Consider the following 4930-nt stretch of genomic DNA (forward strand, 5'->3'; position numbering starts at 1 on the left):
CAATGCCGATGGTGCCGCCAGTACCGTCGCGCTGGTCGCCATAGGCCCAGTTTTCGCGGCCGTCCTGGTAGATCTGGACATCGCCATCGATGTGGTTCAGGTGCTCGGCGGCGGCGTAGTTGTCCTGGCCGGTCTGGGTCACCGTGCTGCGGTTGTTGCTGCCGCCGAAAGTCTGCTCGATGAAGGCTTCGTTGCGCTGGCCGGACTGCGAGGTGGTGGCCTTGCTGCCTTCTTGAGTGTCCTGCCACACGGTCGAGACGTTTCCGGTGCCTTGCTGGGTTTGCAGGGCCTCGTTGTTGTTGCCCAGCGACTGGCTGGCGAAGGCATCGTTGGTGGTGCCACCGGCCTGCTGGGTGATCTGGCTGCCGTTCTCGAACAGTTGCTCGGCGTAGCCGGCGTTGAGCGAGCCGGTGGCGCTTTGCTTGATGTCGCTGGTGCTCTCGGTCTGCACCGCCAGGTGGTTGTGGCCCTTGCCGGTCTGGTTCTGGGTGGCCGAGGCGAAGGATGCGGCAGTCTGGCTGACTTCGGCGATGTTTTCCTTGCCGTCCTGGGTCTGGGACGAGGTGCTGTCAGCAGCCATGGCCTGACCTGCGAGGGCCAGGACGATAGCGGCACTTAAGGGAGCGAGCTTGTACATGGTGGTGCCTCCAGGTCTATCGGTATTGGGTGATCTGAACATGCTGGCCATTGCCTGCCTGGGTCACGGAGCTGTTGAGGCCCGTGCCGGACTGCACGATGCTGGCGCTGTTGTCGTTGCCGATCTGTTCGATGGCTGCGCTATTGCTGCTGCCGCTCTGGCGGATCGACGCGCTGTTGCCATTGCCCTGCTGGATGATGCTGGCCATCAGGTCACTGCCTTCTTGCAGGATGTACGCCTCCTGCGCGCCACCGGTCTGGACGATGCGGCCCAGCAGGGCCTGGCCGTTCTGGTCGAGGGCGGCGCGGTTGCCCGACCCTTGCTGCTCGATCACCGCCGCCTGACCGGCGCCGACCGGGAGCAGGCGGATGATCACTGGGTCACCCAGGTCATTGCCGGGTGCGAGGTCGGCATTGTCCATCAGGTCTTCGGCCCAACTGGCCTGGCCCGCCAGGGCCAGGCTGAGCAGCAGTGGATACAGGCGTTTCATGGCGTTACTCCGGCCGTTACTGCACAACCACGTTGACGGTGCGCGTGGTACCCGGGCTGGTGGTGATGGTCGCCGTCGGCGCGGCGGTCGGGATCAAGGTGGTGCTGTTGCTCACTGCCAGGCGCCAGCGGCCGGTCACCGGTACGGTGGCGGTGCCCAAGGTCTGCACGCCTGTGGTGGTGGTGACGCGCACCGTCACGACGTTGCCGGTGGTCACCGACGAGGTACCGCTGATGTCCCAGTTGAAGCGGTTGTTGGAGCGCGCCGTGACCGTGGCGGCCGTGACTGTGAAGGTCTCGGCAGCCGGGCGTGGCGACACGTTGACGGTGACGGTGCCCGCGTTGGATAGCGCCCCCAGCGAGTCACGCGCCTGGTAGGTGAAGGTGGTCGTGAAGGCTGCGGTTACCGTAGCCGGTGGCGTGTAGGTCACGGTGGTGCCGTCGGTGCTCACCGTACCCCGGCCGGCAGCCGGCTGGGTAACGGCGGCCACGGCCAGCGGCAGGTTGCCTTCCGGGTCGGTGTCATTGGCCAGTACGTTGATGGTCAACGGCACGCCCAGGGTGGCGACGGTTTCCGGGACGGCAGTGGGTGCCTGGTTAGGCGCGACGTTGACGGTGACCGTGGCCGGTTCCGACTTCAGGCCCTTGGCGTCTGTTGCCCGGTAGCTGAAGCTGGCCACCAGCGGTTGCGTGGCGCCGACTGGCGGGGTGTAGGTGACCGAGGTGGTACCGTTCAGCACCACGCCGCCCAGGCCGGTACCGGGTTGGGTGAGGTCGCTGATGGTCAGCGGCACGTTGCCGTCCGGGTCGCTGTCGTTCAGCAGCAGGTTGAGGGTGATCGGGATACCGACACTGGTGCTGCCGACATCGGCCTGGGCCAGCGGTGGCTGGTTGGCCGCCTCGACCGGGGCGTTGCCGACCACGATCACCGGCTCGACATCGCTGCCGCCATGGGCAGACTTGACGGTGACGGTGGCTGGCGGCTGCAACACATCGTTGACGGTCAGGCTTTGCAGCGTGCCCGATTTCGACATGCGGCCATAGCCTTGGGCAAGCAGGTCGGGGATCGCCACCTCGTCGCTGGATGCGGCTTCGATCAGCAGGCGTTTATTGGCCCAGTCATAACGCGCGGTGCTGACCTGGACCACGTCGGTCAGCTTGCTCGACAACGCGGTAGGCTGGGTGCCGCCGGCCGCGTTGCTGGCGGTGACCACCACCACTGCAGGCTGCACGGCCTGGCTGAACTGCTGGCTGAAGAACAAGCCGTTGTTGTCCGCAGTCAGGGTGAACTGGCACGGCGACGGCGGTGTGCCGATCAGTGCCAGGCCATTGCGCATGCACAGGCTGGCCTCTTTAGGGGCCTTGGCGAACACCTCTACCCGGGTGCCGCTGCCGTTACGCGAGTAGGTGGCGCGCTCCAGGGTGACGGGGGTCGGCGCGCGCTCGTCGAGGACCTTGCCGGACACGGTGAAGGTATTGGTCTGGATGGATCCTGCAGGGCCTTCTATGCGGACGAAGTTGGTATTGAAGGGGCTTCCGGTTACCGCTTCGGTGATGTTCGGGTCGCCGACGAATGTTTCCGAGCTCCCCGTGTCGGGGTTGACCTCCACATAGGGCCCACCGACGCCCCGCAGCCATGGGCCAAGTGCGCCATTCAGTGGGCCGCTGAAGTTGCCTGGCGCGCCAATGCCGATGTCACGGGTAATGTTGATTGCCCTTCGGCCAGGTGTCGTGACGTTGACGGTTTCGACGCCATAGGGGTGGGTGATGGTGTAAACACCGGCCCGTGGTACCGAGGCACGGATACGGATGCGGGCAAAGCTCTGCTGGTCGCCATCGACAGGGTTTTCGGCGGCGAACGCCGCTTCCAGGCCCGCCACGTATACCTCGAGCTCATAACCGCTATTGCCGACCTGAGGGATCTCGGTTTCGGCCAGGAACCAGAACATCTCCGGCGGCCAGTTGTCGGGGAACACCAGCGGCAAGGCGTCGTCGTAGATACCCGGTTCCGGTAGCAGGGTGCACATGTACGAAGGTGCGGCCGGGGTCCCCGGCACCCGGGTACTGGTCGCCCGGGACTGGCACAGCTCCAGGGACTGGTCGAGGCCGTCCTTGTACCACATCGGGTAACCACCGGTGGCGAAGGTGTATGGCCCCGGGTCGACATCAGACAGCGCGGCAAACGCGGCGCTGGTAACGGTGAGGGAGAAACCGGCGGCCAACAGCGCACGGCGCGACCAAGTGTTCATGCTGCCTCCTTGAAGGCTGAGCCTTTGTCTGTTCATGGCACCAGCACCACGTCTTCGGTATCGCTACCGCCATTGGCGCTGGTGACCTGCACCTTGGCCGGCGGGATCGGCGACAGCGACATGCTTAGTGTCTTGACGGCGCCGTTGCCGCTCAGGGCGCCGATCAACGTACCGTTGCCGGTATGCGCGGTGAGCACAGGCGGGGAGGTCTCGTCGCTGGTGCTGGCCACCAGGGTCAGTTCGCCGGTAGACAAGCGGTACTGCGCCTGGGTGATGGTGACCAGGTCGGTCAGCGGCAGGTTGCTGGTGGTCAGGCTGCTGGTGGGGATTGCCACGCTGTTGTCGGCAGTCAGCGTGACGATGGTGCCGGCAGCCGGGTTGAGCGCCGACTGGGCGTACCAGGCCCCGGTGCCATTGGCTTCGGTCAGGTTCAGGTTGGGCGTCTGGCTGGTCAGCGTAACGCTGGCCGGTGGCGGTGGGGCCATCACGAAGATGTCCTGCTGGGCACGCAGGTCGCCGTTCTCGGTATGCCGCGAGTAGGTGCTGCGTTGCGGCATCAGCGGGGTCGGCAGGGCGACTGTCGAGAGTTTGCCGGAAATCGAGAACAGCTCGGTGCGCAGGTCGATGCCGCCCGGGCCCTCGATGCGCACATAGTTGGTATTGAAGGGGCTGCCAGTGACCTGTTCATCCAGGTTCGGGTCGCCGATGAAGCGCTCGCTGCCCTCGGTGTAGGGGCCGTTGACGCTGCGCAGGAACGGCCCGACATCACCCTTCAACGCGCCTGTGAAGTCGCCGGCGCCGGCAATGCCGATGTCGCGGGTCATGTTGATTGCCCGGCGCCCGGCGGCCGGTACATCGAAGACTTCGACGCCGTAGGGGTGGGTGACCACATAGGTGCCGGCGGTTGGCACGTCGACCCGGATGCGCACCCGGGCAAAGCTGACCTGGTCGCCCTCCACCGGCTCTTCGGCGGCGAACGCCGCTTCGATCGCCGTACCGTAGCTCAGGTCGATACCGCGGGCGGCGTCGACGATGGCGGCGTCGGCGGTAAACCAGAACGCTTCGTCAGGAAAGTTGCTGGGGAAGGCGATGGGTTGGGTATCGTCGAACACGCCCGGGGTGGGCAGCAGCGTGCACATGTACGACGGCGCGCCGGGGGCGCCGGCCACGCGTGAGCTGACCGCCTTGGTCAGGCACAGGTCGAGGGTTCGACCGTGGCTGTCCTGGTACCAGGCGGGGAAGCCGCCGTTGGCGGGCACGTAGGCGCCTGGATCGACTGCGTTCAAGGCAGCCTGCGCCGGGAGCTGGAGCATGCCGGCGAAAATCGCCACTGCCAGCGGGTGGGGTATCGGTCGGTGCATGAGTCAATTCCTCCTGCAAACGGGCCCATGGACTTGGGGCGTCTGGGAGGAGATCGGCAATAGCTGTGCCAACACTTGAAAAATGCGTTGCAGGCCTTGTGGGGCAAGGCGTCCGGTTTTTTTACAGGGCCATCTTCGAGGTTTTGGCAGTGGGTCCGGTTGCCCCAAGGTTGGGGATTGGGGGCAGGGGGGCC

At 65.7% G+C, this 4930-nt stretch carries 3 protein-coding genes and 1 pseudogene; all 4 read right to left on the minus strand.

The genetic code is table 11. The annotated features are described in order from the left end of the window. Window positions 1-637: pseudogene (locus HP546_RS25800) on the minus strand (curlin); the annotation flags it as partial. A 16-nt stretch (window positions 638-653) separates the two neighbouring features. Then, entirely contained in the window at window positions 654-1127 is a 474-nt protein-coding gene (locus HP546_RS25805; RefSeq protein WP_172231326.1) for a curlin, read from the minus strand. A 16-nt stretch (window positions 1128-1143) separates the two neighbouring features. Next, complete coding sequence (locus HP546_RS25810; protein ID WP_172231329.1) at window positions 1144-3375, minus strand: Ig-like domain-containing protein; 2232 nt, start codon at window positions 3373-3375, stop codon at window positions 1144-1146. Window positions 3376-3407: 32 nt separating this feature from the next. Continuing rightward, window positions 3408-4736 carry a hypothetical protein gene (locus HP546_RS25815; RefSeq protein ID WP_172231332.1) on the minus strand — a complete coding sequence of 443 codons (1329 nt, stop codon included), beginning with the start codon at window positions 4734-4736 and terminating at the stop codon, window positions 3408-3410. Window positions 4737-4930: the final 194 nt, after the last annotated feature.

It is taken from the genome of Pseudomonas sp. CM25, from assembly GCF_013179705.1.
Lineage (GTDB): Bacteria > Pseudomonadota > Gammaproteobacteria > Pseudomonadales > Pseudomonadaceae > Aquipseudomonas.

Bases quoted from the DNA above. Each gene is read 5' to 3' on its own strand.
- HP546_RS25810 (WP_172231329.1), bottom strand. From the start codon at position 3,375: ATGAACACTTGGTCGCGCCGTGCGCTGTTGGCCGCCGGTTTCTCCCTC.
- HP546_RS25805 (WP_172231326.1), bottom strand. From the start codon at position 1,127: ATGAAACGCCTGTATCCACTGCTGCTCAGCCTGGCCCTGGCGGGCCAG.
- HP546_RS25815 (WP_172231332.1), bottom strand. From the start codon at position 4,736: ATGCACCGACCGATACCCCACCCGCTGGCAGTGGCGATTTTCGCCGGC.